Here is a 24514-nt window from a genome sequence, read left to right as displayed (position 1 = left end):
ACGTTGTGGGTGACGGGATCAGCCGCGGCCGATCTCCTCGTGTCACCGCTGCGGACTGGTCGCGACGAGGTCCGCCATCATCCGCATGTGGCGCTCGTCCTGCAGTACGGTCGCCTCGACTCCGGGTTGACCGGTCGCGACTCGCCGACGAGGGACGTCCGGGTCTCGCTGTGACGAGCCTGTCGTGGATTGGCACCCCGAGGCCCGGTGGCCTGCGGCCCGGCGTGCTGTGCCGCCCATCGGCCGGGCCTCCCCTCGGAGGCTGGCCGGGCCCGGTTGCCGGTGCTGTATCTCCGTGCTCGCCATGGCGAGCACGGAGATTCCTGGCACCTGAACTCGTTCGTATTGCGCCTACTCGGCTGACCGTGGGTTCTGGCCGGTGGTCGACCGCCTCGGCGGGTCTTTGCGGCGGAGTCTATAATTCTGCACTTATCCGCCGTGATCCTATGACCTGCGGCTTTTGTCGCCTGTGCATCGCGGGGGCCGGTTTCCGTGAGCCTGTCGGCAGGCCTGTTGCCGAAGGCTCGGGCGAGAGGGCGGTACGCGGGTGGCGGACGACGGCAGGAAAATGCCATTCGACCTGCGTGGCGGCCGACCGCGACCGACAGTCGCCCGCCGCCTCACGGTGGCGGTGGCGGCGTTGACCTCGGTCGTGATCATGATGGGCGCGGTGGGCGGCTGGGGTGCGTTGACCTATTTCGACGCCCGCACCCACCGGGCCGCGATCGGCGACCTCGGTGCGAACCGCCCGGCCGCCCGCGAGGGCGCGAAGAACTTCCTGCTGGTGGGCACCGACGACCGACCGGGCCTCGGGGGCATGCGTTCGGACACCACGATCCTCGCCCACCTCGGCGAGGACGGCAAAGTCACGCTGATCTCCTTCCCACGGGACACCCTCGTGGTCATGCCCGCGTACACCGACTCCGCCGGCAAGATCCACCCGCCGAGCGAGGAGAAGTTCAACTCCGCCATCGCCAACGGCGGCGTCACCCTGCTGATAAAGATGGTCGAAGCGCTGACCAGGGTGCGGATCGACCACTACATCTCGGTCAACCTGGCCGGCTTCAAGGCCATTACCGAGGTGATCGGCGGTGTGGACGTCTGCATCCTCGAAAGGAATGTCTCGGAACGGGTCAAGAACGACGAAGGGAAATACGTCACCAGTTCGAACACGAACGATCCGATGAGTGGGTTCAGGGGTGGTCCCGGGCACATCCAGATCAGCGGCGACCAGGCGCTGGCCTTCGTCCGCCAGCGCTATGGTCTTCCCGGCTATGACATCGGCCGTACCAAACGCCAGCAGTACTTCCTGAGCCGGATTCTCGCCAAGGTCAGGGAGGACGGCGTGCTCACCAGCCCGACCAGGGTCAGCGGCCTGCTGTCCGCCGTGGGTAACGCCCTGACCTACGGCGAGGGGACCAGGACGACCGATGTGACCCAGCTGGCCAGCCGCCTGCAGGGGGTCTCCAGCGGTTCTCTCGGCCTGCAGACCCTGCCCACCCACGCCCCGACCAAGGCAGAAGGCGCCACAGACGAGGCCAACGGGGAGTTCACCAAGCGGCTCGGAGCCGCGCAGCTCTACAACCAGTCGGATCTCGACGCGGTCTTCGGGCCCTTCGCCGGCGCCGGCGAAGGCGACGACGCGGCCGGCGGTGGCGACGTACCGATCTCGGTGCTCAACGGCAGCGGCACCGCCGGGGTCGTCGTGAAGGTCGTCCGGGACCTCGGCGCCCGGGGCATCAGCGCGGACAACGGCGGCAACGCCGCCTACAACAACTACAAGGCCACCTGGATCCGGTACGGCGCCGGCGCCGAGGCCACCGCGCGCAAGCTGTTGGCCCAGATCCCCGCGGCGAGGCTGATGGCCGACGACGATCTCGCCGGCGGCGTCCAGGTCATCGTGGGGTCGACCTACAAGGGCCTCGCCGACCTGCCGGCGCCCGCCCAGGCCCCGGGGGGCCAGGCTCTCGCGGCCGGCACCGCCGCGACGGGCCCGGCGAGCCCGGCCGGCCCGCCGGCCTCGGGAAGCTCGGGAGTCGCCACGCAGCCGACCGGCTCCGCGCCACCGGCCCCGGAGCCCCCCGCCGACTGCGTGTACTGACGGGCCAGGGAACACCCTGGGGCGTCGAGCCCAAGGGGAAGGGCCGGACGAGGAAGGGAAAGACGAGGAAGGGAGAACAGACCGGCGGCACGGATGGAAATCCGTGCCGCCGGTCCGTGTCGGTCCGGAAAACCTTCCGGCCGGCGACCCGTCAGCTTCCCACCGAGGTCAGGGAATCGAGGTCGGCGACCGCGGTGCCGAGCCTCTCCAACAGCACGCGGGTCACCGCCGGGTCGACCATGGAGGTGATGCTCCACAGATAACAGCCGTGGAGCACACTGCGGCGCACCCCCAGCTGAGCCTCGTCCCAGGATGGTGGCTCGACCCCCGTCGTCCGCAGGCCGGCGCCCAACACGTCGAGATAGTGCCGCAGCAGGTCGTCCTCGTGGCGGCGGCGATCGGCGACGGTGAGGGCGGAGGCGATGTGGTAGCCGGTGTCGAGATACCAGGGCGCCCGCTGCACGAGCTGCCAGTCCAGCAGCGACGGGCGGCCGGCGCCGTCCAGGAAGATGTTGCCGACGTGCGGGTCGCCGTGCACGATCGTCCACGGCGTCGTGTCGGCGACCACCGCGGCCAGAGCGCCGTAGGCGGCCATGATCCGTCCGACGTCGCGCACCTGCTCGGGAACGCCCGCACCGGTGTCACTGGTGTAGTTCGCCTCGATCTTGCCCCGCCACCCCTCGTCGCTGCGCGGCCCCATCCGCGAGCTCAGCCAGCCGGCGTCGGCCAGCCGCGGATCACCCCAGGTCGCGGTGTGCAGCCGGGCAAGCTGTTCCAGGCTTTCGGCCGCCTGGTCCGGGGTGTAGGGGTGCCGGCCGTCGAGGAAGGCACCCCCGTCGGAGATCACGTCCTGGGTGATCAGGATGTTGGCGCCGGTCGCGCGGTCGACCTCGGCGTAGACGCCGCGCAGCGTGCGCACGCCCGTCCGCTCGGCGAGGTCGCGGTAGAACAGCGTCTCCGGGATGCCGGCGTGGCGTGCCGGCAGGGTGCGCTCGGAGAAGTAGCCCTTGACGCACAGGTCGGGCGACAGCCCGTCGGGGACACCGCCCGCGCAGGTGATGGCGAACCGGACGTTCGTCGAGATCCGGCTGACTGTCGGGCCGCGGGTGACGGCGGTGACCTCGATGCCGGGGAAACGGCGGCCGAGCGCCGCCGTCAGCCATTCCGGGGAGAGCACCTCGTCCAGCCGCTCGGGCACGCGGACGTCGGGCATGCCGCCGCCTCCTCAGTCGCCCTCGACATCGAGGCGGCCGGTGCCGGCCAGGGACTCGAAGTGCGCCATGACCTGCTGCAGCGCCGCCGCCGGGTTGAGTTCGAGAACCTCGCTCGGCTCCTCGTAGACCAGTGAGTGCCCGGCGGGGAAGAAGTAGACGTCACCGGCGGTGGCGATCTCGTCCGGCCAGTTCGTGCCCGGGTAGATGGCCCGCAGCCGGCCGGAGAAGACATAGCCGTAGTGCGGGCACGGGCACACCCCGCCCGGCAGGCCCTGATAGCCGGGTGTGCAGTCGACCGGCCCGGTGGAGGTGTAGCCGACCTCCATGTCACCCCACTGCACCGACCTGAAACCGACGCCGCTGGCCGGCCAGCGGCCGCCGCCGCCCTTCGGTAACTCGCTCGGCTTGCTTACTGGCATTCGATCCTCCTGGCTCGGGCTTGCGTTGACTGCGGCTTGACGTTGCCTGGTCCCTGGTCCCTGGTCCGTGTCCGTGCGTCCGTTCCGGGTCAGGCCTCCCGGGCGGCGACGAGCGCGCCGCGGTTGACCTTCGTCGCCGCGCTGCGCGGGATGGCGTCGACGAACTCGACGGTCTTCGGGACCTTGTAGGGCGCCAGCCTGCTCTTTGCGTATCCGACAATCTCACTCGCCACCGGCGGATGCGCGGGATCCGCCGGTTCGACGATCGCGTGGACCCGCCGGCCCCATTCGGGATCCCGCAGGCCGATGACGACGACGTCCGCGATTTCCGGGTGCTCGATGAGGGCGGCCTCCACCTCGGCGGGGAAGACGTTGGCACCACCGGAGACGATCATGTCGACGCGCCGGTCGAGCACGTAGAGGTATCCGTCGGCGTCGAGGTAGCCGACGTCGCCGGCGGTGCTGAAACCCTCGGCGGTGGCCCGCAGCGCGGATGCGTCCCCGAGGTAGCGGTAGCCAGCCGACATCCGGGAACGCAGGTAGATCAGCCCGGGCTCACCGGCGGGCAGCGATCGGCCGTCGTCGTCGAGCACCTGCACCTCGGTGTCGCGGAACGGGCGTCCGACGCTGCCCTCGTGTGCCATCCACTCGTCGGCGCGCAGCGCGGTGAGGCCGAGGCCCTCGGTCATCCCATAGGCCATCACGAGCCGTTCCGGGCCGATCAGCTTCGCCCACCGGTGTACCAGCGACGGCGGCATCGGGGCCGCTCCCTGCAGGATCCACACCAGGCTGGTCAGGTCCCGCTGCTCGATGTCGGGCAGGTCGGCGATGCGCTGCAGCATCGTCGGCGTGGCGGTGAACGTGGTGACCCGGCAGGCCTCGATCACCTCGACGACCCGGGCCGCGTCGAACTTCTCCATGACGACCAGCCGGTCGCCGGCAAGGAGGTTGTAGAGCGTTGTCAGGCCGTTCGCGTGGTACATCGGCGCCAGGACGAGGATCGTCTGCGGGCGCGGCACCGGGTTCCACGCGGTGATGAACGGCGTGGTCAGCCGTTCGTCGTAGCGCGACGGACGGTTGGTGAGAATGACCTTCGGGGTGCCCGTCGAGCCGCTGCTGCAGATGCCGTTGATCTGTGGCGAGACGGCGTCGGGCAGGTCCGGGACGGGCGCGCCCTCGGTGGCGTCGATCCAGCCGAGGTCGGCGTCGCCCAGGAAGACCCGCGGGTCGATCACGGCCCGCAGCCGGGTCAGCTCCCACTCCGGGACGTCCCAGCGCACCGGGACCGGGACCGCGCCGAGCTTCCAGGCGGCCAGCACGCTCAGCACGAACTGCGGCGAGTTGCGCAGCCCGATGCCGAGGTGGTCGCCGACGGTGAGCCCGCGATCCGCCAGCGCGCCGGCGAGCTGGCTCGACCGGCGGTCGAGCTCGGCCCACGTTGCCGCCGACCTCGTCCCGTCGAGGGCGATGTGACGTAGGGCCACCTCGTCCGGGTGGGCCGCGGCGAGGTCCCGGATGCGGCGCGCGTTGCTGGTTTCGGTGTCCACTAGCCGTCCTCCCTGGGCGTGGATGTGGGTGCGGATCCAGCCGTGGATCCGGCCGCGGATCCAGCAGCGGATCCGGCTGGGCCGAAGTAGGCGCGCTCGAAGCGTTCGGGCTCGGCGGCGAGGTCGTCGGCCGATCCGTGCAGGACGACCGTGCCCCCGCGCAGCACCGCGGCGGAGTCGGCCGCACCGAGAGCCAGGCCGATGTGCTGCTCGACGAGCACCACCGCGCAGCCGTGCTCACCGGCTATCCGGCGCACGGTCGCGAACAGGGCCTCGACGACGAGCGGGGCGAGGCCCATGCTCAGCTCGTCCACGAGGAGCACCCGGGGCTGCTGCACCAGCGCGCGGGCGAGTGCCAGCATCTGCTGCTCACCGCCGGAGAGCGCCCCCGCGGGCAGGGACCAGCGTTTCTCGAGGTCGGGGAAGATCTCGAGCATCGCCGCCGGCTTCGGCCCGCCGCGGCGCGCCGCGACCCGGATGTTCTCCTCGACGGTCAGCGTCGTGAACAGGCACCGGTTGTCCGGGACGAGGACGAGCCCCGCGCGGTTCGCCGCCGTCGGCCGGCCGCCGGGAAGCCGGGTGCCGTCGAGGGTGACGGCGCCGGCCTGGCTCGGCAGCAGGCCGGCGAGGGTGAGCAGCAGCGTGGTCTTGCCGGCTCCGTTCGGCCCGAGCAGCGCCAGCACGGAGCCGGCCTCCACGGCCAGGTCGACGTCGCGGAACGCGGTGGCGGTGCCATGCCCGCCGGTGAGGCCGGCGCAGGTGAGCCGGGGCGACGTCATCAGGTCACCACCGGGGCGGGCTCGGCAGCCGGTTCGGCCGCGGGTCCGGCCGCGGGTCCGGCGGCGGGTCCGGCGGCGGGTCCGGCGGCGGGCTCGGCGGTCGGCTGCGCGGCGCCGAGGTAGGCGTCCATGACGGCCCGGTCGGCCCGGATCCGCTCGGGATCCCCGTCCGCGATCAACCTGCCGAAGTCGAGGACGTAGACGTGGTCACAGATTCCCAGCACCAGGCTGACGTCGTGGTCGACGAGCAGCACACCGACTCCGGAGGCGCTGATCGCCCGAATGCGCTCGCCGAGCCAGGCCGTCTCCGTGGTGTCGAGGCCGGCCGCGGGCTCGTCGAGCAGCAGCACCCGGGTGTCGGCGGCGCAGGCGCGGGCGATCGACACGAGCTGCCGTTCGCCGTGGCTGAGCGCGCTCGCCGGCCGGTCGGCCCGGTCCGCGATGCCGACCAGGTGCAGAGCGCGCTCCAGCGCATGCTTTCGCTCGTGCCCGGGGACACCCGACAGCGCGGCGCCGACGTTCTCCTCGACGGTGAGGTCGTCGTACAGCTCCAGCGCCTGGAACGTGCGCGCCAGGCCATGGCGGACCCGCCGGTGCGTCGCCAGGGTGTCGATCCGGACGTCGTCCAGGTGCGCCGTCCCGGTCGCCCGTGCGAATCCGGTGATCGCGTCGATCACGCTGGTCTTGCCGGCGCCGTTCGGCCCGATGAGACCGACGATCTGCCCTGGCTCGACGCGCAGCGAGACGTCGTCGACGGCCAGCACACCGCCGTATCGCACGGTGAGGTGGTCGACCCGCAGTGTCGCGGTCCGGGCGGCCGGCGGCGACGGCACTGGTGCCGTCGTCATCCCGGCCGTTCCGGTCGGCTCCGCGGAGCCGGGTTCGGCGTGCCTCGCGGCCCCGAGCCCGGGCGGGCCAATGCGTCCGACGAGCGTGCGCAGCCGCCCGGCGAGCTGGTGCCCGCCGCTGGCCAGTCCTTCCGGGTGGCCGATCAGCACTCCGATCACGCCCAGGCCGGACAGCACCGGGAACCAGTCGCCGAGGTCGACCCAGCGGTCCATGGCGACGAACGCGACCCCGCTGCCGCCCATCACCCCGGCGAGAATCCCGCCGTAGACGGAGGTGACACCGGCCAGGTAGGCCGTCGACAGCAGGGTCAGGCCGGCGATCGCGCTGAACGAGTCGAAGGTCACGACACCGCGGCGATAGGCGAGCAGGCTTCCGCCCAGGCCGGCGATGAAGGACGCCAGCGCGAAGCTCACCACCTTGACCCGGACGACGTCGATCCCGATGCCGGCGGCCGAGCGCTCGTTCGCGCGCACCGCCAGCATCGCCGAGCCCAGCGCGCTCATCCGCAGCCGTGCCACGCCCCATGCCACGGCGACCAGCACCGCCAGGCACATCAGCCCGAACGGCAGCCGGGGGAAGGCGTGGCCGCTGCCGATGCCCAGGTCGAGCCCGAACAGCGTCGGCTGCTCCACGGTGGCGCCGTCCGAGCTGACGAAGTCGGAGTTGCGGAACCAGACCGCCTCGATCGCGTAGGCGAGGGCGAGGGTGACGATGCCGAGGGTCAGTCCGCGCAGCCGCAGCGCGGGCAGGCCGACGAGCACCCCGACGGCTGTCGCGACCAGGGCGGCCAGTAGCGGCGCGATGGGGAAGGGGACGCCCCAGCCGCTGGTGAGGCCGGACAGTGTGAACGCGGCGCAGCCGGCGAGGGCCAGCTGCGCCAGCGACACCTGCCCGGCGAAGCCGGTGACCACGACGACGGACAGCCCGATGACCGCGCCGATGAACGTGCCGATCACCGCGCTGCGCCAGGTGCCGTCGGTGAGCAGCAGCGCGAGCACGCCCAGGCCGGTGCCGGTGAGGGTGGGCAGGGCCAGCGACCGAGGGCGGGGCGCGTGCCCGAGCGGCTGGCGCACCAGCGACCCGCGGACTGGCAGGCCCCGCCGGCTGGCCAGCAGCGCCACCATGATCACAAGGAGGGGCACCAGCTCCGCCAGCCCCGATTCGGGCAGCCAGGAGTGGTCGGCGGACAGCGAGAGCGCCTCCGACTGCACCATCCCGATCGCGAGGCCGGCCGCGACCGTCGGGAACAGGTGCTGGAAGCCCCCGACGACCGCCGCGGCCAGCGCCGGTACCACGAACAGCGTGTAGTTGGACGGGGTGAGTGGGCTGAGCGGGGCGATGAGGATCCCCGCGGCGCCGGCCACGGTGCCGCTGATCATCCAGTTGGCGAGCGCGACCCGGTCCGGGGAGGCCCCGCTGACGTACGCGCCGGTCTGCGACTCGGCCACCGCCCGGGTGAGCAGGCCGAGCCTGGTGGCCCGGAAGACCGCGGTCAGCGCGAGCGCGATGGCGACGACGGCGAGGGCCAGGTAGAGCCGGTCGGAGAGCACGGTCAGCGAGCCGAGCGTCCAGCGGTCCTCGGGGAAGATCGCCTCGACGCTGACCGGCTCACCGCCGATCCTGATCGCCATCACGGACTCGACGACGACGAGCACCCCCAGCGAGGCGACCGCCCGGGCCAGCGGCGGGGCCTCCCGCAGCGGCCGGAACACCAGCAGGTACAGCAGGGCGCCGAGCAGCGCCCCGACGACCAGTGCGATCGCGGCGGCGGGAACCAGCCCGAGGCTCCCGCCGACGTCCACGGTCTTCGGCAGCCCCGGCACCGGTATCAGCAGCTCGCCCTCGCGCAGCGAGCCGTAGGTGTAGGCCACATAGAGGGCGACCGACCCGGTGGCGAAGTTGATGACCCCCGAGCTGCGGTAGGTGAGCACCAGCGCGAGCGCGAGCGCCGCGAAGACGCCGCCGTTGCCGAGCCCGAGCAGAAGCGAAGCGACATGGTCCATGGGGAACTCCCGCTGCCGGTTCGGGTCAGTCCTCGATCGGCGTCGCGCCGACGAGCTTGTACTCCGTCGGCTCGCCCGCGTCGTCGAGGGTGGTCAGCAGGCCGCCGCGGCCGCACACCGCCGGCGAGCCGGCGACGGCGTGGCCGTTGCACCGGATCTTCAGGCCGCCGCCGCCGGGCAGCTCCGTCGCCGGCATCGCCTTCATCGCGGTGATGACGGACGTCGGCGTGACGTCGCCGGTCAGGTTCGCGAGGCTGGCCTGGAACCCGGCCAGGGTCGTGAAGATGTTCACGCCGGACGGCTTGCTGGGGTCGATGTCCTTGCCGTAGGTGGTCACGACCGCCTGGTAGAGCCGGGTCGACGGGTTGTCGGTGCCGATCGGGCTGTTGGCGGCGACGGACACGCCTTCCAGGTAGCTGGCGGGCACCGCCTTGCGGGTGGCGTCGGTGACGCACTGCCCGATCATCGAGATCGGGCCGTCGTAGCCGACGGCGCGCAGGCCGTTCAGCGCCGAGATGCAGAACGAGTCGTTGCCGTGGATGTGCACGACGCCCGGGTCGTCGCCGGCGAGCTTGCGCATCTGCGGGGTCATGTCGGCGGTGCCCAGCGGGACGGGGACGATCGTCAGGTCGATGCCGGCGGCCTTGTAGACGGCCACGGCCGCCTGGTAGCTCGCCCGGGAGGACGGCACGTCGATCACGACGGCCGTGACCTTGGTGGTCTTGTGCTCCTTGGCCAGCGCGATCGGCACGCCGGACACGGGGAACGTCGGATCGGTGAGCGCGAACGTGGCCTTGGTGTCACCGAGGATGCGATTGCCGCTCGCGCCGAAGAAGACCGCGGGCAGCCCGGCCTGGTTGATCGGCTGCCAGACGCTCTCCAGCACGGGTGTGGAGCCGACGACGACCGCGGCGACGTTCTCCTCGACCATCCGGTTGCCGCAGTCGGCGCCCTTGCCCGGGTCAGCGAGCGTCTCGCAGAGGACGAGCTCGACGGGCCGGCCGGCGATGCCGGAGCGGTGCTCGTTGAGGTACTTGACGGTCGCTTCGGCGACGTCCTTCTCGATGTTGAGGTCGCCGGACGCCCCGCGCCCCGTGACCAGCCCGATCCGCACCGGCTCGCCCCTCGCCGGCGCCGCCGGCCCGAGTGCGTCGGCGGTGCTCGCCGCACCCGTCGCCGCGGCACCCGTCGCGGCGCCCTGGCCGTCGTCCGCGTCGTCCCCGCAGGCGGTCACCGCCAGCAGCACGGCGACCGCGGACGCCGTCAGCGCCAGCCGGGCTCGGGCGGCCGAACGGCCTCGAACCGCGAGGGCTGGGAGGCCCGGATGAGCCGGGAGGGCCGGTGCGGCCGTCGGCGCCGGTAAGGCGGGTAGGACCGGTGAGGTGGATAACGCCGGTAGTTCGCGCTGCCTGGTTGTCCTGCCACTTCTGCGCATGTGCAACCTGCCCCGGGTCTGTCGTGATGGGTGGTCCCGCCGCGCCGCGGGCGGTCCACAGCGGCTCGTGGCGGTTCGAAATCGGGTGGGCTGACCTGCCTGGACGCTCGGTCAGCCGGGCGGGCCGAGCTGATCTGCCGGCTTGGCGGTGGATGCTTGCACGCACATTTCGAGAAGTCAACGTCTTCACAAATGTGAGAGTGACGTTCTACATTCACGCACCACAAGCTTGCTTGCCTGTCGAGTGGCCGAGGGAGGTGCCGGCGTGGACGATCCCGCGTTCGGCGGTGTCCGCGTGATCGAGCTGGCCCAGTGGGTGTTCGTGCCGGTCGCCGGCGCGCTGCTGGCCGACTGGGGCGCCGACGTCGTCCGGGTCGAGCGCCCGGAGGGAGACCCCTACCGGGGACTGGCGACCCAGGGCATCGGCACCGACGGCGCCGGCGGGGTGAACCTCTCCATCGCCCTGGCCAACCGGGGCAAACGCTCCCTCGCCCTCGACCTGCGGACCGAGCCGGGCCGCCGTGTGCTCGACCAGCTGCTGGCCACCGCCGACGTCTTCCTCACCAACTTCCGGCCGGGCGCGCTGCGCCGCCTCGGGCTCGACGCCGAGACGCTGACCGCCCGGTACCCGAAGCTCGTCTACGCCCGCGGGCACGGCTTCGGCGCCCGCGGCCCCGGCGCCGACCGGCCCGGCTACGACTCGTCCGCCTTCTGGGCGCAGGGCGGGCTCGCCCACGTCCTCACCCCGCCCGGGCAGGACGTCCCGATCAGCCAGCGGGGCGCCATGGGGGACCGCAACGGGGCGACGGCGCTCGCGTTCGGGATCGCCGCGGCGCTGTTACGGCGCGAGCGCACCGGCCGCGGCTCCGTCGTGGACGTCTCGCTGCTCGCCACCGCCATGTGGACGCTGTCCTCCGACGTGCTCTCCGCCCTCGCCGGCCAGACGCCGCGAGCCGCGTCCGGCGCCGCCGCGTACCGCAATCCGCTCGTCGGTCCCTACCGCACCAAGGACGGCCGGCACATCCAGCTCGTGTTCCTGGAACCGGACCGCTACTGGGCCGACTTCTGCCGCCTCGTCGGCCGGGACGACCTCGTCACCGACCCCCGCTTCACCGACCTGGCCGCCCGCGCGGCGAACCGGGAGGCCTGCGTCGCCACGATCGCGGCGATCTTCGCCGACCGGACCTTCGCCGAGTGGAAGGACCTGCTCGCCGGGATCGACGCGCCCTGGGCGCCGGTGCAGGCCGTCGAGGAGCTGCTCACCGACCCGCAGGTGCTCGCCAACGACTATCTCGGCGAGGTCCGTCCCGGGGAGGCGGGCGCGGACACCGGCGCGTCCTACCGGCTGCCGACCGGCCCGGTGCAGATCGACGAGCGCCCGCCCGACCTGCGCCGGGCCCCCGAGCACGGTGAGCACACCGAGTCGGTGCTGCTGGAGCTCGGCTACACCTGGGAGCAGATCGGTGAGCTCGCCGAGGCGGGAGTGATCCCGTGACCATCCGCCCCTTACCGGTTCCTGACGAGATCTCCGCGCCCTACTGGGCGGCGGCGGCCGGCCATGTGCTGGCGATCGCCCGCTGCGCCCGCTGCGGGTCGTTCGCGCTGCCGCCCGACCAGGCCTGCCCGCACTGCGGCAGCACCGACCCGGACTACGCCTTCGCGCCGGTCAGCGGCCGCGGCACGGTCCGTTCGTGGACGGTGATCCGCCAGCCGGGCCTGCCGGGGTTCGCGGCCGAGGTGCCGTTCGTGCTGGTGGACGTCGAGCTCGCCGAGCAGCCCGAGCTGCGCATGATCGGCCGCCTGCTGGACGGCCCCGCCGCCCTCGAAAGCCCCGCGAGCCCCGACGGCCCTGCGCAGCCGCTGCGCCTCGGCGCTCCGGTCCGGGTCGGCTTCGAGGACGTGGCACCGGGGGTCGCCATCCCCGCCTTCACCCTCGCCGCCGCCGCGCGGCCGGGGGAGGAGCCGTGACCGGGCGGGGGTTCACCGCCCGCGGCAAGGTCGCCGTCGTCGGGTACGCGCAGAGCGCCATCCAGCGCCACGCCGGACGTCCCCTCGGGGCGATCACGCTGGAGACCGCCCGCGCCGCGGTAGCCGACGCCGGGCTCACCTGCGCGGACATCGACGGCGTGGTCACCTCCGCGCTGTTCCCCACCGCGGGGTCGCACGACGTCCAGGACGGTGTCAGCTCGGTGCCGGCGACCTGGCTGGCCGAGCGGCTCCGCGGAGCTGGGGCCGGGACCGGGGGCGGCGACGCGCCGCGGTACGTCGCCGGCTTCCACGGGATCGGGCAGATCCCGGGCATGGTCGGGATGGCGGTCAACGCCGTCGCGAGCGGCGCCGCCGACAACGTGCTGGTCTACCGGGCGCTGCACAACCCGCCCGGGAAGTACCACGCCAACACCATGGAACGCGCCGCCGGCCCGGCGCAGTGGACGGCCCCGCAGGGCTTCTTCGGCCCGCTGGCGATGATCGGCCTGCCCTACACCGAGTACCTCCAGCGGTACGGCGCGCGGCGCGAGGCGATGGCGGCCGTCCTCGTCGAGGCGCGCAAGAACGGCGCCCGCATCCCGTGGTCCTACTGGTACAAGCGCCCGCTGACCGCCGCCGAGTACCTGGCCGCGCCGATGATCAGCGACCCGGTCTGCCGGTACGACTGCGACATCCCCGTCGACGGGGTGGCGGCGTTCGTCCTCACCTCGGCCGAGCGGGCCGCCGACCTGCCGCACCGGCCGGTGTACGTCGCCGGCTACGCCAGCGGGCTGCCGGCGACCCGGCGGCTGCCGCTGCACTGGCCGCTCGACGACATCATGGACGTCGGTGCCGAGACCGCCCGGCGGCTGTGGGAGAGCAGCGGGGTCGGCCCGGACGAGGTCGACCTGCCGCAGCTGTACGACGGGTTCTCCCCGTTCGTCTACTTCTGGCTGGAGGCCCTCGGCTTCTGCCCGCGCGGCGAGGCGCACCGCTTCGTCCAGGACGGGCGGATCGACAGCGACCGCCCCGACGCCCTGCCGGTGCTCTCCGGCGGCGGCGCGCTCGGCAACGGCCGGATGCACGGCATCCCGCAGATGCTCGAGTGCTACCTGCAGCTCTCCGGACGGGCCGGTGACCGCCAGCGGGTCGGCGCGGCCGTCGGCCTCGCGTGCCACTCCTCCCCCCACTACGGCGGCGCCGTCGTCTACACGGCCGAGCCGAGAAGGTGAGACAGCCAGTGCCCGACCTCATCGCCGAGCGATGCTCCTACATCGCCGGCAGCTGGGTGGACGGTGACGAGACGCTCGCCGTCGAGAATCCGGCGGACGAGTCGCACGTCACCGACGTGGCCGTCGCGCCGCTGGCCGAGATCGAGCGCGCCGTCGTCGAGGCTCGGCGGTGCTTCGACGCGGGGGAGTGGGCGGACGTCCCGCCGGCCGCGCGGGCCCAGGTGCTGCACGCCCTGGTCGACCATGTGGTGGCCCGCCGCGACGCGCTGATCGCCACCATGGTCGCCGAGGCCGGGCAGCCCGTCTCCTTCGCCGAGCGCGCGCAGTTCGGCGCCGGCGTCGCGCTGGCCCGCGGCACCATCGACCTCTACCTGTCGATGCCACACGAGGACACCAACCCGGTGCCCGTCGACGAGCTGGTGCGCGCGGGCGGGGTCCTGAGCATCCGCCGGCACGAGCCGGTCGGTGTCGTCAGCGCCATCACGCCGTACAACGGCGCGATCATCATGGCGTTCCAGAAGCTGATCCCGGCGCTGATGGCGGGCAACTCGGTGATCCTGCGGCCCAGCCCGCTCACCCCGGTCTCGTCGCTGCTGTTCGGCGCGGCGGCGCAGGCGGCCGGGCTGCCGGCGGGCGCGCTGAGCGTGGTGGTGGAAGGCGGCGCCGCCGGGGCGGAGCTGCTCACCAGCCATCCCGCCGTCGACATGGTCTCGTTCACCGGCTCCACCGCGGTCGGCCGGCGCATCCTCGCCCAGGCGGCGCCGACGGTGAAGCGGGTGGCCCTGGAGCTCGGCGGCAAGTCGGCGCAGATCTACCTGCCGGACGCGGTCGGCCGGGCCGCGGCGGGTGCCGCGGCGGTGGTCGCGGCGACGGCCGGGCAGGCCTGCGTCGCCGCGACCCGCATGCTCGTCCCCGCCGACCGCAAGGACGAGGTCGTCGAGGCGGTGTCGCGGGCCTACGCGGCCATCACCGTCGGCCCGCCCAGCGACCCGGCGGCCCGGATGGGGCCGCTCATCAACGCCGCGGCGCGGGAACGCTGCGAGCGGTTCGTCGCCACCGCCCAGGAGCACGGCGGCAAGGTCGCCTTCGGCGGTAACCGCCCGGCCGGGCTGGAACGCGGCTACTACTTCGAGCCCACCGTGCTCGACCTGCCCGACAACATCAATCCCGCGGCCCGCGAGGAGATCTTCGGGCCGGTGATCAGCATCCTCGGCTACCGCGACCTGGACGACGCGGTGCGCATCGCCAACGACAGCGACTACGGCCTGTCCGGCCAGGTCTACGGCGCCGACCTGCCCGCGGCGACCGCGGTGGCCCGCCGGCTGCGCACCGGGGCGGTCAACGTCAACGTCGGCGGAATGTTCAGCGCCTACGCCCCGAGCGGCGGCTACAAGCACAGCGGCCTTGGCCGCGAGCGCGGGCCGGACGGCATCCGCGCCTTCCAGGAGGTCAAGCACCTCGCGATCAAGGAGCAGTCATGACAGACACCCTCTCGCTCGACTGGCTGATCTCGGTCGACGACCACGTGCTCGAACCGCCCAACCTGTGGCTCGACCGGGTGCCGGCGAAGGACCGCGACCGTGCCCCGCACATGGAGTTCGACGACACCGGCATGGACTTCTGGGTGTACGACGGCAAGAAGTTCCCCAGCTCGGGCCTGTCCGCGGTGGCCGGGAAGGAGAAGGAGGAGTTCTCCCCGGAGCCGCTGCGGTACAGCGAGATGCGCCCGGGCTGCTACGACGCCGCGGAGCGGATCAAGGACATGGACCGGGCCGGCATCCTGGCCTCGCTGTGCTTCCCGACCATCACCCGCTTCTGCGGCCAGCTGTTCATGGAGGCGTCCGACCGGGAGTTCGGGCTGGTCTGCCTGAAGGCCTACAACGACTGGATGCTCGAGGAATGGTGCGGTGCGGCCCCCGGCCGGTACATCCCGCTCGTCCTGATTCCGCTGTGGGACCCGGCCCTGGCCGTGAAGGAGCTGGAGCGCTGCGCGGCGAAGGGCGCGACGACGTTCGCGTTCTCCGAGAACCCGGCCCCGCTCGGCCTGCCGACCATCCATGACCCGTCCGGCTACTGGGAGCCGGTGATGGCCGCGGCCAACGATCTGGAGATGGTCGTGTCGATGCATGTCGGCTCGTCGTCGCAGGTGCCGAAGATCGCCCCGGACGCGCCGTTCATGGCGAACCTGACCTGGGGTGCCATGCGCACGTCCGGCGCGATGCTGTCCTGGCTGTTCTCCGGGATGTTCCAGCGCCACCCGAACCTGAAGATCGCGCTGTCCGAGGGTGAGATCGGCTGGATGCCGTACTACCTGGAGCGCGCCGAGCAGGTGCTCGACAAGCAGCGGCACTGGGTGAAGAAGGGTGCGCGCTGGAACGACCACGGCGCCGCCGGCGCCATCGACCTGGACACGTTCGACGTGCGTGCGACGTTCCGCGACCACGTCTTCGGCTGCTTCATCGAGGACCACCACGGCATCGCCAGCATCGCCGAGATCGGCGAGGACAACATCATGTGCGAGACGGACTACCCGCACTCCGACTCCACCTGGCCCAACTGCATCCAGACGGTGAAGGGCATCATCGGCCACCTGCCGGCCGAGACCCAGTACAAGATCCTGCGGGGCAACGCCGAGCGGCTCTACCGCTTCACCCCCGCCGCGCCGCCCGTCCTGAGCGGGGTCTGAGTGGGACCAGAGCGGACGGACGGAGGGACGTCGTGACGGGCCTGCTGCTCGACGGGAAGGTGGCCGTGGTCACCGGAGCGGGCTCGGGGGTGGGTCGGGCGTCCGCCCTGCGCTTCGCCGCCGAGGGTGCCCGCGTGGTGTGCGCCGACATCAGCCTCGACGGCGCCGAGGAGACCGTTCGCGAGATCGAGAAGGCCGGTGCCGACGGCCGCGCCGAGCCGGTGCGCTGCGACGTCTCCGTGGAGGAGGACGTCGTGGGCGCCCTCGACCTCGCTGCGGAGAGGTTCGGTGCGCTCGACGTCGTGTTCAACAACGCCGGTATCCCGACCCCGCGGCTCGGGGCCAGGCTGGAGGACCACACGGTCGAGGACTTCGAGCGCCTGGTGGCGGTCAACCTGCGCGGGGTCTTCCTCGGGTGCAGGCACGCCGTGATCCGGTTCAAGAGTCAGGGCGGCGGCGGGGTCATCCTCAACACCGGCTCGGTCGCCGGCCTCGTCGGCTGGGGCGGCTCGGTGTACGGGGCGACCAAGGGCGGGGTGCACCAGCTCACCCGGGCCGTCGCCATCGAGGGCGCGCCGTTCGGGATCCGGGCGAACGCCATCTGCCCGGCCGGCATGCCCTACACCGGCTTCATGGCCGCCGGTGGCCTCGGCGGCGACGCCGAGACCACGGCCGCGGCCGCTCGCCAGGTCGGCGCCACGCATCCGCTGGGACGTCCGATCACCGCCGAGGACTGTGCCGAGACCGCGGTGTTCCTGGTGTCCGACCGGGCCGCCAACATCACCGGGGTGCTCGTCCCGATCGACGGCGGATACGTGGCGAGGTGACCGAGGTGACTGAGGTGCCCGCGGTGAGCGATATGGGCCGGGCGCTCGACCCCGACCGCATCCGCACGCTGTTCGACCTGCGCAGCAGCTACAACGTGCGCAGCGGCGGCGACTACGAGGACGACCCCAACCCGGTCTGGCGGGAGCTGCGGGAGCGGGGGCCGGTGCACGAGGGCACCGTCCACGAGCTGACCGGGTACTCCCGCCCGGCGATGTTCCAGGGCCTGCCCTACCCGGACCGGCCGCATTTCTCGGTCTTCTCGTTCGACGAGTGCGACCGGGTCTTCCGCGACAGCGAGACCTTCGCCTCGTCGCCGGAAGCCGTCGACCCGACCGGAGGGGGGATCGGCACCGCCAGCAGCATGCTGTCGATGGGCGGCGCCCAGCACCGCCGGTACCGTGCCCTCGTCCAGCCGTCGTTCGTCCCGGCCCGCGCCGGCTGGTGGATCACGAACTGGATCGAGGAGACGGTGCACGCACTCATCGACCGGTTCGCCGACAACGGCTCCGCGGAGCTGAACGTCGACTTCTGCGCGGCGATCCCGGTGCTGACGATCACCAGCAGCTTCGGGGTGCCCGTCGAGGAGGCGCTGCACATCCGCGAGGTGCTCACCGACCCGCCGCAGGTGATTCGCGCGCTCGCGCCGATCGTTGCCGCACGGCGCGAGCAGCCCAAGGACGATCTCATCAGCACCCTGGTCGCGGCGGAGATCACCGACGAGGACGGGGCGCGGCACCGCCTGTCCGACACCGAGATCTACACGTTCGCCGTACTGCTGCTGCTCGCCGGCTCCGGCACCACCTGGAAGCAGATGGGCATCACGCTGACCGCCCTGTTGCGGCGGCCGGAGCTGCTCGACGCCGTCCGCGCGGACCGCTCCCTGCTGCGCCCGGCCGTGGAGGAGTCGTTGCGCTGGTCGCCCACCGACCCGATGTTCTCCCGCTTCGCCACCCGGGACGTCGAGCTCGCCGGGCAGCGGATCCCGCGCGGTGCCCTGGTGCACCTGTGCCTGGGCGCGGCGAACCGCGACCCGGCCCGCTGGGAGCGCCCCGACGAGTTCGACATCTTCCGCCCCATGAAGCGCTCCCTCGGCTTCGGCGGCGGGCCGCACATCTGCCTGGGCATGCACGTCGCCCGGGCCGAGATCAGCGTCGGTATCGGCGCGCTGCTCGACCGGCTGCCGAACCTGCGCCTCGACCCGCTGGCCACCCCGCCGCGCCTGATCGGCATGTACGAGCGCGGCGCGACCGAGATCCCCGTCGTCTTCGGAGGTTCCTGGTGAGTGAAGCCGGCTACCGGCCGCCGGATCTGGCTCTCGTCGGCGCGGAGCATGTCGCGCGCTACCGGGAGACCGGCGGGGAGGTGGGCTACGAGTGGAACGGCGTGCCCACTCTGTTGCTCACCACCGTCGGCCGCCGCTCCGGTCAGCCGCGGACATCCGCGCTGATCTTCGGGCGGGACGGGGCGGACTACCTTGTGGTGGCCTCGAAAGGCGGCTCACCCGCCGCCCCGCAGTGGTATCTGAACCTCACCGATCAGGCGGCGGCGGAGATCCAGGTCCGTGCCGAACATCTGTCGGTGGTCGCGCGGACGGCCTCCGACGAGGAGAAGCCCCGACTGTGGAAGATCATGACCGAGGTCTGGCCGAACTACGACGCCTACCAGGCCAGAACAGCGAGACCGATACCCGTGGTGGTGCTGACGCCCGCGTAGCCCCCGGTACCGTCGGAGGGGTGTCCTGGGCCGATCGTGCCGCGGACCGGTCGCCGCTGGTGCAGCGGTCCCGGTCGCGCAGCGTGCAGCAGATGACGGTGATCGTCGATGCCGCGAAGCGGCTGATCGCCAGCCGGGGTTCCTCCTTCACGACGCAGGACCTCGTGAAGGAGGCCGGCATCGCGATGCAGACGTTCTACCGGCATTTCCCCGGCAAGGACCAGCTCATGCTCGCCGTCATCGAGGACGTCATCAGCGGGCAGGTGGTGCGCTACCAGGAGTCCGCGGCCGGCGAGCCGGACCCGCTCGCCCGCATGCGGAGGTACATCGAGGCCGCCCTGCACTCACTCGGCAGCGAGGACGGCGCCGTCCGCGGTGCGCGGTTCATCACCGCCGAGCACTGGCGGCTGTACCAGCTCTACCCGGACGAGGTCGACCACGCGACCCGCCCGTTCGCCGATCTCGTGGCTGGCGAGCTGGAGGCGGCCCAGGCCGGCGGCCTCATCGGCCCGATCGACACCGCCCAGACCGGTGAGCTGGTCAACCTGCTGGTCAGAGCGGTCTTCCATCACTACGCGTTCGCGACGCGCAAGGAATCCTCCGCCGAGGTCGCCGCCCGGGTCTGGGCGTTCTGCCTCGGCGGTTTCGGGGCCCTGGCCCCGCCGGCCACACCGCTGGCAGGAAAGGGCGCAGAATAAGGCAATATGCGCCCACCTCGTCGCGAAAGCGTCGAGCGGGCCCTGCCCGGCTACGAGATCGGGGGGCCGCTCGGGCAGGGCGGGTTCGGTGTCGTGCTGTCCGGCCGGCACCGCCAGCTGGGGCGCAGCGTCGCCATCAAGATCCTGGACGTCGACGGCGGCACCGACAGCGACGCCGACGTCGAGGTGCGCCGGCGGTTCGCGGCCGAGGCGCGGGTGCTCGCGCGGCTCGACCACCCGCACGTCGTCGCGATCTACGACTATCTCGAGCACGACGACCTGCGGATCATCGTGATGGAGCAGCTCTCCGGCGGCAGCCTCTCCCGGCGGCTGCGCGCCACCAGCCCGCGGCAGGCGTGCGCGGTCGGCCTGTGCGTGGCCGAGGCGCTCGGTGCCGCGCACCAGGTCGGCGTGCTGCACCGCGACATCAAACCGGCGAACATCCTGTTCACCGGCAGCTCGCTGGTGAAGGTCGCCGACTTCGGCATCGCCAAGATCGTCACCGAGTCGACCTCGGTGACGTCCGGGCTGGTCGGGACCCTGCCCTACATGGCGCCGGAGCAGTTCGGCGAGGGCGGGCTCGGCCCGGCCACCGACCTGTACGCGCTCGGTGTGACGCTGTACGAGCTGTTCGAGCGGCACCGGCCGTCGGGCCCGGTGACGACTCCCGGCGCACTGGTGCACTGGCATCTGGCGGGACGTCCCGCGCCGCTGGTCGAGGCCCCGGCGCCGGTGGCGGGTGTCGTGCTGCGCGCGCTGGCGAAGGACCCGGCGCAGCGGCACCCGTCCGCCCGCGCGTTCGCGCTCGATCTGGCCGCGGCGGCGGCGCAGAGCTTCGGGCCGGGCTGGCTGGCGGACTGCGGTATCCCCGTCCGCCTCGACGACGAGGTCGTCGACGCCGCACGAGCCGCCCCGCCGGCAGCACTCCCGCCGGCAGCACTCCCGCCGGCAGCACTCCCGCCGGCAGCACTCCCGCCGGCAGCACTCCCGCCGGCAGCACTCCCGCCGCCAGGCGCGCCGTGGCGAGCCATGCGGCCGACCGCCCAGCCGCCGCTGACTTCCCAGCCGCCGCTGACCGCGCCGACCGCGCCGACCCCACCGCCGCCACCGCCGCCACCGCCGCCACCGGGCGTACCTGCCTGGGCACCACCGGTCCCGCCGGCGGGTGCCACGCCCGGTTCGCGTGGTACCGGGATCGCGATCGGTCCGCCCTACCTGGGTTCGCGCGGCCTCCGCCGCCTCGGTCGCCGCCGGGTCGTTGCGCTGGCGACCGTGTTGATCATCGCCGTGGGTACCGGGCTCGGACTGCTGCTCACCTGGCCGGATGGCTCCTCCCGGCACCAGCGGCTCGCCGGGGACGAGGCAGCGACAGCCACGGCGGCGCCTTCGCCACGGCAGCCGTCGGGGAAAAGCGGCGGAACCCTGAAGCTGGTCGCGAGCGGCGGCGACTGTGACTCCTGGGATCCGGGACTTACCTACCTCGCCCCCTGCTGGTCGATGCAGCGGCTGGTCTCCCGGACGCTGCTCACCTACCGGGCCGAGGCCGGGGCGGCCGGCACCGAGCTGGTGCCGGACCTTGCGGCGGCCATGCCCGAGCGGGTCGACAGCATCACCTGGAAGGTCCGGATCCGTACCGGCCTGACGTTCCAGGACGGCTCCGTGATCCGGGCGGAGGACGTGAAGTACGCGATCGCCCGTGGCTATGACCAGGCGCTGGTCCTCCGGGGCGCGCCGGGGTACCTCAGCGAGGTGCTCAGCCAGTCGCCGGCCGAGTTCCCCGGGCCGCGTGACAAACCCCTGGCGGGCTTCACCTCGATCGACACGCCTGACGAGACCACCCTGGTCTTCCACCTGCGTGAGCCGTTCGACGACTTCCCCTACCTGCTCACGCTGCCGCAGACCGCGCCGATTCCCGCCAGGGCCGACCTTGTCACCAGCGAGGCCGGCTCCGGCTACGACGCGACGCGGCTGGTCTCCAGCGGGCCCTACCGGGTCGAGTCGTACACGGCGGCCAAGTCGATCAGCTTCGTGCGCAACCCGAGGTGGGTCGCCGCCACCGACCCGAACCGGGCCGCGCTGCCCGACCGGATCACGGTCGCCTTCGACGTCCCCGCGGACGAGATCGACGCCGATCTGATCAGGGGTACCTACGACGCCGACATCTCCGGCGGCTCGGTCGGTGCGTCGACCACCGCGGCGATCGCCGCGCAGCCGGCCCTGAAGGCACGCAGCGAGGTCACCGTCCTGCCCTACCTGAGCTACCTGGCTGTTATGACCAGGCAGGCGCCGTTCGACAACGAACACTGCCGGCGCGCGGTGGCCTGGGCGGTCGACCGGGCGCGGCAGTCCAGCCTCCGCGGCTATGACGCGTTCGGCGGCACCGGGGCCGCGGGCCTGCTGCCGCCGGCCCTCGCCGGCTACACCGGCTCCAGCGCCTACCCGAGCGACGGCCTGCGCGGTGACCTGGGCAGGGCGCGCGACGAGCTCACCGCCTGCGGCCACCCGGACGGTTTCGCCACCACCCTCTCCGTGCCTGACCGCGCCGCTGACGTCAAGGCGGCCGAGTCGATCCAGGACGACCTGGGCAAGATCGGCATCAAAGTGACGCTGAAGACCTATGCGACCGGGGACTTCTACGACACGCTGGGCGCGCCGGACCAGGTGCACGCCGCCGGGATCGGGCTCGCGCTGACCAACTGGGGCCCGGACTGGCCGAGCGGCTACGCCTTCTTCCACCAGATCGTCGACGGCCGGCAGATCCGTCAGCAGGGCAACTTCAACATCTCGGAGCTCGACGACCGGGCGGTCAACGACGCCCTCGACGTCGCGGCGGCGAGGAGCGATCCCGAGCATCCCGAGGCGGCGGCGGACAGCTGGGCCAGGGTGGACCAGCTGGTGCAGCAGACCGCGGCCCTCGTGCCGCTGGTGCACCGCCGCGCCCAGGTCCTCTTCAGCGAGCGACTGACGAACGTCTACCTGAACCTTGGCCTCAACGCCTCGTACGACGTCGCCAACCTCGGCGTCAGGACCGGCTGACGACGGCAGCGAGCTGCGATCGCCGGTCTGTAGTTGCGATGTCCCGCGTGTGTTGACACGCTCGGTTCGACGCAATCTCAGCGGCATGGGCGGTGGTGGGGCCATGCGGGGCCACGTCCCGGAGCGGACCGAGGAGTCTTCCGGCGGCCGGGACGAGTCCGTCGTTCCCACGGCTGTCCGGGGTGCCAGGCGGGCTCCGTCGGCGTCCCCGCACCGCACGGGATGGGTGCACCGCCTGTGGGAACAGGCGGACCGCCCGTTCCGCCGGGCCGCTGGCGCGATCCTGCTGCTCCTGCTCGGCTCCGCGCTCCCGCTGCTGGTTCTGGAGGGCCGGACCGAGCTCGCGTTCGTGCGCCTCACGAGCCCGATCTTCTCGGCGGTGGCGGTGGGAATCTGTGTGTGGGCTGGTCTGCGCAACCACGGGGCGGAACGGGCCTGGCGATTACTCATCGCCGCCATGATCATGGCGAACGCGCTGGCGGGAGGGGCGATCGCGCGGGACGTCATCAACGGCGGTCCCGCGCTGCCCAGCATGACCCCGCTGGCGATGCTCGGCCTGACACCGACGGTGTGCGGCCTGGCGGCCCTGCTGTGCTTTCCGTCCGAGCCCTACGACCACGCGACCCGCGCCCGGGTCGACGGGGCGAACCGGCGGCTACACGTGATCACTGTTCTGGACGGCCTGATCGTCGTCGGTGCGGTGGCGTTGCTCTGCTGGGTGCTGATCCTGAACCGGGCGCTGGACTCACCCGTGTCGCCGGGCCTGCCCGGGACCCTGGCCGTCGCGGCTGTCGCGACCCTGCTCATCGTCCTGGTCATCCTGACCGCGGCGTTTCGCAGGCCGCGGTCGCCGCTTGGCCTGGTGCTGGTCGGATCCGGGATCATGCTCTTCTGTCTGTCCGTCATGTCGCACATGTATGCCGGTGTCCGTGGGCTTGCCGACGTCCCGCGGGTGCTGGATCTCGGCTTCGGGGGCAGTGGTCTGCTTCTCGCGCTCGCCGCCCTGCTCCGTCCCGGCGGGCCTGTGCCGGCCACCGGGCGCCTGCCGCCAGACCGCTGGGAGACCGCCGCCGCCGTCCGGGTGGACGGCCGCGCGGCCGCGGGGGCAGGTTCGGCCGACGGGATGGCCCCCGCGCGTTCGCCGGCACGTCACCGCTGGTGGCACGGGGTGCTGCCGTACATCCCGCTGCTGGTCGGCGGTGCGTTCGCCATCTTCCATCTCCAGCCCGTGAGCGGAAGCCTTGATCGTGATCTGACCCTGTGGGGGCTGCTGGGCCTGCTCCTGCTGGCCGTGCTCCGCCAGATGACCACGATGGCCGACAACGCACACCTGCTGACCCAGCTCGAGGGGAAGCAGCACGAGCTGCACCACCTCGCGTTCCATGACCCGCTGACCGGGCTCGCGAACCGCGCGCTCTTCGTCGCCCGCCTCAATCGCGCGCTGGCCGACCGCCGCCTCCGGCCGCACCGGGTCTCGCTCCTCTTCTGCGATCTGGATGGATTCAAGGGTGTCAACGACAGGTTCGGGCACGCGGCCGGCGACGAACTTCTGCGCGTCGTCGCCGCGCGGCTGGCCGGGCAGGTCAGGCCGGGCGACTCGGTTGCCCGGCTCGGCGGGGATGAGTTCGCCATCCTGCTCGAATCGGACTCGCGGGATCCGGAGGCGGTCGGGCGCCGTCTGACCCGCGCGGTACGCGCCCCGGTCCAGCTGCGGAGCTGCCCGTGCCGCGTCGACGCCAGCGTCGGTCTGGTCACGGTGGAGGAGGATGCGGGGACGGTCTCGGCGGAGGCCCTCCTCCATCGGGCCGATCTCGCCATGTACCACGCGAAGGCCACGGGCGGGGGTCAGCTGACCGTCTTCCGGCCGGAGCTGGCGGAGGACGGCCACGCTTGACCGCGGCGGCTCGCTGCGATGTGCTGACCGGCCGCAACGCCGCCTACGACGTTGCCAGCCTCGGCGCCAGCGTCAGGGCCGGCTGAGCCCGGCGCCCACGTGCCCCCAGCCG

The 24514-nt window shown here is 72.4% G+C and carries 19 protein-coding genes; 13 read left to right on the top strand and 6 right to left on the bottom strand.

The window, feature by feature from the left end; genetic code table 11:
- Positions 1–9 precede the first annotated feature (9 nt).
- On the top strand, positions 10–174 hold the full coding sequence (locus ACG83_RS45540; protein WP_158230863.1) for a hypothetical protein: 165 nt from the start codon (positions 10–12) through the stop codon (positions 172–174).
- Positions 175–568: 394 nt separating this feature from the next.
- On the top strand, positions 569–2101 hold the full coding sequence (locus ACG83_RS27920) for an LCP family protein (protein WP_054569241.1): 1533 nt from the start codon (positions 569–571) through the stop codon (positions 2099–2101).
- 151 nt (positions 2102–2252) lie between these two features.
- Here the strand turns inward: ACG83_RS27920 and ACG83_RS27915 are convergent, their stop codons facing one another.
- The 6 genes from ACG83_RS27915 to ACG83_RS27890 all read right to left on the bottom strand — a co-directional run bounded on the left by ACG83_RS27915 (position 2253) and on the right by ACG83_RS27890 (position 10347).
- Positions 2253–3314, bottom strand: a complete 1062-nt coding sequence (locus tag ACG83_RS27915) for a phosphotransferase (RefSeq protein WP_054569240.1) — start codon at positions 3312–3314, stop codon at positions 2253–2255.
- A 12-nt stretch (positions 3315–3326) separates the two neighbouring features.
- Complete coding sequence (locus tag ACG83_RS27910; protein ID WP_076833762.1) at positions 3327–3734, bottom strand: hypothetical protein; 408 nt, start codon at positions 3732–3734, stop codon at positions 3327–3329.
- 89 nt (positions 3735–3823) lie between these two features.
- A complete protein-coding gene (locus tag ACG83_RS27905; protein WP_054569239.1) occupies positions 3824–5281 on the bottom strand; it encodes a class I adenylate-forming enzyme family protein in 1458 nt (485 codons plus the stop codon).
- On the bottom strand, positions 5281–6060 hold the full coding sequence (locus tag ACG83_RS27900; RefSeq protein ID WP_054569238.1) for an ABC transporter ATP-binding protein: 780 nt from the start codon (positions 6058–6060) through the stop codon (positions 5281–5283). The genes ACG83_RS27905 and ACG83_RS27900 overlap by 1 nt, the downstream gene beginning before the upstream one ends.
- Complete coding sequence (locus tag ACG83_RS27895; RefSeq protein WP_054569237.1) at positions 6060–8912, bottom strand: branched-chain amino acid ABC transporter permease/ATP-binding protein; 2853 nt, start codon at positions 8910–8912, stop codon at positions 6060–6062. The genes ACG83_RS27900 and ACG83_RS27895 overlap by 1 nt, the downstream gene beginning before the upstream one ends.
- Before the next feature lie 25 nt (positions 8913–8937).
- Positions 8938–10347 carry an ABC transporter substrate-binding protein gene (locus ACG83_RS27890; RefSeq protein WP_054569236.1) on the bottom strand — a complete coding sequence of 470 codons (1410 nt, stop codon included), beginning with the start codon at positions 10345–10347 and terminating at the stop codon, positions 8938–8940.
- 265 nt (positions 10348–10612) lie between these two features.
- On the opposite strand from ACG83_RS27890, the gene ACG83_RS27885 reads away from it, so the two are divergent.
- The 11 genes from ACG83_RS27885 (at position 10613) to ACG83_RS27835 (ending at position 24402) form a co-directional block, all read left to right on the top strand.
- Positions 10613–11842, top strand: a complete 1230-nt coding sequence (locus ACG83_RS27885) for a CaiB/BaiF CoA-transferase family protein (protein WP_054569235.1) — start codon at positions 10613–10615, stop codon at positions 11840–11842.
- Positions 11839–12315 carry a Zn-ribbon domain-containing OB-fold protein gene (locus ACG83_RS27880; protein ID WP_054569234.1) on the top strand — a complete coding sequence of 159 codons (477 nt, stop codon included), beginning with the start codon at positions 11839–11841 and terminating at the stop codon, positions 12313–12315. The genes ACG83_RS27885 and ACG83_RS27880 overlap by 4 nt, the downstream gene beginning before the upstream one ends.
- Positions 12312–13547 carry a thiolase family protein gene (locus ACG83_RS27875; protein WP_054569233.1) on the top strand — a complete coding sequence of 412 codons (1236 nt, stop codon included), beginning with the start codon at positions 12312–12314 and terminating at the stop codon, positions 13545–13547. The genes ACG83_RS27880 and ACG83_RS27875 overlap by 4 nt, the downstream gene beginning before the upstream one ends.
- 8 nt (positions 13548–13555) lie before the next feature.
- Positions 13556–15028: an aldehyde dehydrogenase family protein gene (locus tag ACG83_RS27870; protein ID WP_054569232.1), complete on the top strand. Its 1473-nt coding sequence runs from the start codon at positions 13556–13558 to the stop codon at positions 15026–15028.
- Positions 15025–16233: an amidohydrolase family protein gene (locus tag ACG83_RS27865; protein ID WP_054569231.1), complete on the top strand. Its 1209-nt coding sequence runs from the start codon at positions 15025–15027 to the stop codon at positions 16231–16233. Before ACG83_RS27870 ends, ACG83_RS27865 begins: the two co-directional genes overlap by 4 nt.
- A 32-nt stretch (positions 16234–16265) precedes the next feature.
- The gene (locus ACG83_RS27860) at positions 16266–17060 is read left to right on the top strand and encodes an SDR family NAD(P)-dependent oxidoreductase (protein ID WP_054569230.1); all 795 of its coding nucleotides are present in this window, start codon (positions 16266–16268) and stop codon (positions 17058–17060) included.
- 32 nt (positions 17061–17092) lie between these two features.
- Positions 17093–18343 (top strand): cytochrome P450, encoded by a 1251-nt coding sequence (locus ACG83_RS27855; protein ID WP_054569599.1) that lies wholly within the window; start codon positions 17093–17095, stop codon positions 18341–18343.
- A complete protein-coding gene (locus ACG83_RS27850) occupies positions 18340–18774 on the top strand; it encodes a nitroreductase family deazaflavin-dependent oxidoreductase (RefSeq protein ID WP_054569229.1) in 435 nt (144 codons plus the stop codon). Before ACG83_RS27855 ends, ACG83_RS27850 begins: the two co-directional genes overlap by 4 nt.
- A gap of 92 nt (positions 18775–18866) precedes the next feature.
- Positions 18867–19472, top strand: a complete 606-nt coding sequence (locus ACG83_RS27845) for a TetR/AcrR family transcriptional regulator (protein ID WP_083473680.1) — start codon at positions 18867–18869, stop codon at positions 19470–19472.
- Positions 19473–19478: 6 nt separating this feature from the next.
- Complete coding sequence (locus tag ACG83_RS42970; RefSeq protein WP_054569227.1) at positions 19479–22508, top strand: ABC transporter substrate-binding protein; 3030 nt, start codon at positions 19479–19481, stop codon at positions 22506–22508.
- A gap of 103 nt (positions 22509–22611) precedes the next feature.
- Positions 22612–24402 (top strand): GGDEF domain-containing protein, encoded by a 1791-nt coding sequence (locus ACG83_RS27835; RefSeq protein WP_054569226.1) that lies wholly within the window; start codon positions 22612–22614, stop codon positions 24400–24402.
- The last annotated feature ends 112 nt before the right edge of the window (positions 24403–24514 follow it).

This window comes from Frankia sp. R43 (genome assembly GCF_001306465.1).
GTDB lineage: Bacteria > Actinomycetota > Actinomycetes > Frankiales > Frankiaceae > Parafrankia > Parafrankia irregularis.
The sequence above is the reverse complement of the archived record's forward strand: the minus strand, read 5'-3'. Positions and strand labels throughout refer to the sequence as shown.

What these genes read in the sequence shown, in the direction of transcription:
- ACG83_RS27835 (WP_054569226.1), top strand. Translation starts at nt 22,612, where the DNA reads ATGCGGGGCCACGTCCCGGAGCGGACCGAGGAGTCTTCCGGCGGCCGG.
- ACG83_RS42970 (WP_054569227.1), top strand. Translation starts at nt 19,479, where the DNA reads ATGCGCCCACCTCGTCGCGAAAGCGTCGAGCGGGCCCTGCCCGGCTAC.
- ACG83_RS27865 (WP_054569231.1), top strand. Translation starts at nt 15,025, where the DNA reads ATGACAGACACCCTCTCGCTCGACTGGCTGATCTCGGTCGACGACCAC.
- ACG83_RS27910 (WP_076833762.1), bottom strand. Translation starts at nt 3,734, where the DNA reads ATGCCAGTAAGCAAGCCGAGCGAGTTACCGAAGGGCGGCGGCGGCCGC.
- ACG83_RS27845 (WP_083473680.1), top strand. Translation starts at nt 18,867, where the DNA reads ATGACGGTGATCGTCGATGCCGCGAAGCGGCTGATCGCCAGCCGGGGT.
- ACG83_RS27900 (WP_054569238.1), bottom strand. Translation starts at nt 6,060, where the DNA reads ATGACGTCGCCCCGGCTCACCTGCGCCGGCCTCACCGGCGGGCATGGC.
- ACG83_RS27895 (WP_054569237.1), bottom strand. Translation starts at nt 8,912, where the DNA reads ATGGACCATGTCGCTTCGCTTCTGCTCGGGCTCGGCAACGGCGGCGTC.
- ACG83_RS27855 (WP_054569599.1), top strand. Translation starts at nt 17,093, where the DNA reads ATGGGCCGGGCGCTCGACCCCGACCGCATCCGCACGCTGTTCGACCTG.
- ACG83_RS27920 (WP_054569241.1), top strand. Translation starts at nt 569, where the DNA reads ATGCCATTCGACCTGCGTGGCGGCCGACCGCGACCGACAGTCGCCCGC.
- ACG83_RS27890 (WP_054569236.1), bottom strand. Translation starts at nt 10,347, where the DNA reads ATGCGCAGAAGTGGCAGGACAACCAGGCAGCGCGAACTACCGGCGTTA.
- ACG83_RS27915 (WP_054569240.1), bottom strand. Translation starts at nt 3,314, where the DNA reads ATGCCCGACGTCCGCGTGCCCGAGCGGCTGGACGAGGTGCTCTCCCCG.